The 2,894-nt window shown below is 61.5% G+C and carries 4 protein-coding genes; 2 read left to right on the top strand and 2 right to left on the bottom strand.

Annotated elements, in window-relative coordinates; genetic code table 11:
• The coding region (locus B3520_RS17005; RefSeq protein ID WP_286876471.1) for an alcohol dehydrogenase catalytic domain-containing protein at positions 1-294 on the bottom strand (294 nt) is incomplete at its 3' end.
• A gap of 2 nt (positions 295-296) precedes the next feature.
• Complete coding sequence (gene pdxH / locus B3520_RS17000; protein ID WP_024460564.1) at positions 297-941, bottom strand: pyridoxamine 5'-phosphate oxidase; 645 nt, start codon at positions 939-941, stop codon at positions 297-299.
• A gap of 130 nt (positions 942-1,071) precedes the next feature.
• On the opposite strand from pdxH, the gene mobA reads away from it, so the two are divergent.
• Positions 1,072-1,704, top strand: coding sequence for a molybdenum cofactor guanylyltransferase MobA (mobA, locus tag B3520_RS16995; protein WP_286804637.1), 633 nt, complete (start codon positions 1,072-1,074; stop codon positions 1,702-1,704).
• A gap of 335 nt (positions 1,705-2,039) precedes the next feature.
• A partial coding sequence (locus B3520_RS16990; RefSeq protein ID WP_286876470.1) for a SulP family inorganic anion transporter occupies positions 2,040-2,894 on the top strand: 855 nt, incomplete at its 3' end.

The following is a 2,894-nucleotide window of genomic DNA, read 5'->3' as shown; positions in this document are numbered from 1 at the left end:
GCCGCCGTTGACCAGAGCGCAGACCCGGTCGCCCAACTGCCAACGCTGAACGCCCTCTCCGACCGCGACGACGGTTCCCGAGACTTCCAGCCCGAGCACTGGGGAGGCATCTTCCGGAGGCGGGTAGAGTCCCTGTCGTTGCAGTACGTCGGGGCGGTTTACCCCGGCGGCGGCGACTTGAATCAACACTTCATGAGCGCTGGGCTCGGGTACCGGGCCTTCGGTCAGGGCCAGTACGGAAGGCGCGCCGGCGGCACTGTGGTGGATGTAACGCATGGTGGCTTGACCCGCCATATTCAGGGCTCCAGCCGGTCGATGGTCCAGTTGCCGTCGGGCTGCAGGTTGTACTCGAACCGGTCATGCAGCCGGTGGGCGCCGCCCTGCCAGAATTCCATCTGCTGGGGACGAACCCGGTAGCCGCCCCAGAAGTCCGGCAGCGGGATGTCCTGGCCCTCAAAACGCTGTTCCAGTTCACGGAAGTGGGCCATCAGGGCTTCGCGGGACTCAACCGGGCGGCTCTGGTGGGACGCCCAGGCGGACAGCTGGCTCTCCCGGGGGCGGGAGTGGAAATAGCGCTCGGATTCCTCCGCCGACAGTGGTTCAGCGATACCGCAGACATCCACCTGGCGCTCAAGGGTGTGCCAGGGAAAGTGCAGGCTGACTTTGGGGTTGGCGGCCAGCTCGCGCCCCTTGCGGCTGGTGCGGTTGGTGTAGAACACGAAGCCGTCGGAATCCAGCCCTTTGAGCAGCACGATACGCTGGGAGGGCTGCCCGTCCGGGGAGGCGGAGGCGAGCACCATGGCCGTGGGGTCGGGAATCTCCGCCTTCACCGCCTGCTCCATCCAGACTTCAAACTGATCAATGGGGCTGGCGCTCAAATCTTCCAGGTTCAAACCACCGCGCAAGTACTCCCGGCGCAGACTCTGCAAATCAAGACCCATACTCAAGACTCCCGGTGAAAACCGACTCCGCCGATGCGGAACCGTTAAAAAAATCGACATGAAACAGTCGCGCGTTCAATCTCTTACCGCGTATAGTACTGGTAAAACCCGATACCGTTAACCAGAGATTATGAACGACAGACCCCCGATTCTGGGCATTATCCTCGCTGGAGGACTCGCCCGCCGCATGGGCGGCGGCGATAAGTGCCTGCTGCCGCTGGGCGGCCAGACCCTGCTCCAGCGGGCGATTGCCAAAGCCAGACCCCAGGTAACCGAGCTGCTGCTCAACGCCAATGGCAACCATCTGCGGTTTACCCGCAGCGGGCTGACGGTCCTGTCCGACGAGTATCCCAATTTTCCCGGCCCTCTGGCGGGCATTCACGCCGGTCTGCAGTGGCTGGAAAACCATCGCCCGGAGCAACAGTGGCTGGCCAGCTTTGCCAGCGACACGCCGTTTTTCCCGGACAATCTGGTCAGCGAATTGTACCGCCAGGCGCAGGAGACCGAAGCGTCTCTGGTCCTGGCCCGCTCCGGCGAGCAGACCCATCCGATCTTCGGGCTGTGGCACCGCTCCCTATTGCCGGCCATTCGTGAGGCGCTGCAATCGGACCAGACACCGCGACTGCAGGATTGGGCGCGGGAACAGAACGCCGAATCGGTGACCTTTGAGCAGACCGGCTACGACCCGTTTTTCAACATCAACCGCCCTCAGGATCTGTACGATGCCGAGGCGCTACTGCCTCTGACCGACCGCGCCCGCTAGCCCCTGTTACCCAGGCCCAGCCCGTGCAATACGGGCCCCTTTCCGGTATACTCCGCCGCCTTCAAACCAAGCCACCGGTCTCACGGCATGCGCGCCGTTCCAGTCTGGGTGCTGATGATAACGATACTCATCACCGGTCTCGCGACTTGGCAGTCGACCCCGGGCATTAAGCCCTGAAGGTTGGCCCACGGAAGTTCCCGTTGCCCGTCCAGTTCACTTGTAAACCGCCACCTATCGGCCGGTTTGCCAGCCGGTTTTCTCTTTTCAAAACCATCGGTGACGCCCACCCTATGCGGCCGTCCACGGTATTGACTTCGATCTGCTGGAAGATACTTATGCTCGCAAACATTCGACAGGATTGGTTCTCGAATTTCAAAGGCGACAGCCTCGCCGGCATTGTGGTGGCGCTGGCGCTGATTCCCGAAGCCATCGCCTTCTCCATCATTGCCGGGGTCGACCCCAAGGTCGGCCTGTACGCGTCTTTCTGTATCGCCGTGGTCACGGCGTTTGTCGGGGGCCGCCCGGGCATGATTTCCGCCGCCACCGGCGCCATGGCGCTGCTGATGGTCACGCTGGTGAAGGAGCATGGGCTGGAATACCTGCTCGCCGCCACCTTGTTGACCGGGGTTTTTCAGATTATTGCCGGGATTTTAAAACTGGGGGCGCTGATGCGGTTTGTCTCCCGCTCGGTGGTGACCGGGTTTGTAAATGCCCTGGCGATCCTGATTTTCCTGGCGCAGTTGCCGGAAATCACCGGGCAAAATGCCACCCTGCCGGTGTATATCATGCTTGCGGCGGGCCTCGGTATCATCTATCTGTTTCCGCTGCTGACCAAAGCTGTGCCGTCCCCGTTGGTGTGCATTATTGTCCTGACCGGTATCGCCATGTACCTCGGTATGGACATCCGCACCGTGGGCGATATGGGCGAGCTCCCGGACAGCCTGCCGGTATTTTTGTGGCCGGATGTTCCGCTGAACTTTGAAACCCTGCAGATCATTTTCCCGTACTCGATCACCTTGGCGGTGGTCGGTTTGCTGGAGTCCATGATGACCGCCACCATCGTGGATGATCTGACCGATACCCCGAGTAACAAAAATCGTGAGTGCATCGGCCAGGGTACCGCCAATATCGGCTCCGGACTGCTCGGTGGTATGGCCGGCTGCGCCATGATCGGTCAGTCGGTGATCAAC

It is taken from the genome of Marinimicrobium sp. UBA4509 (assembly GCF_002388575.1).
Classification (GTDB): domain Bacteria; phylum Pseudomonadota; class Gammaproteobacteria; order Pseudomonadales; family Cellvibrionaceae; genus Marinimicrobium; species Marinimicrobium koreense.
This window is presented reverse-complemented; position numbering and strand designations above follow the sequence as displayed.

Bases quoted from the DNA above. Each gene is read 5' to 3' on its own strand.
- pdxH (WP_024460564.1), bottom strand. From the start codon at position 941: ATGGGTCTTGATTTGCAGAGTCTGCGCCGGGAGTACTTGCGCGGTGGT.
- mobA (WP_286804637.1), top strand. From the start codon at position 1,072: ATGAACGACAGACCCCCGATTCTGGGCATTATCCTCGCTGGAGGACTC.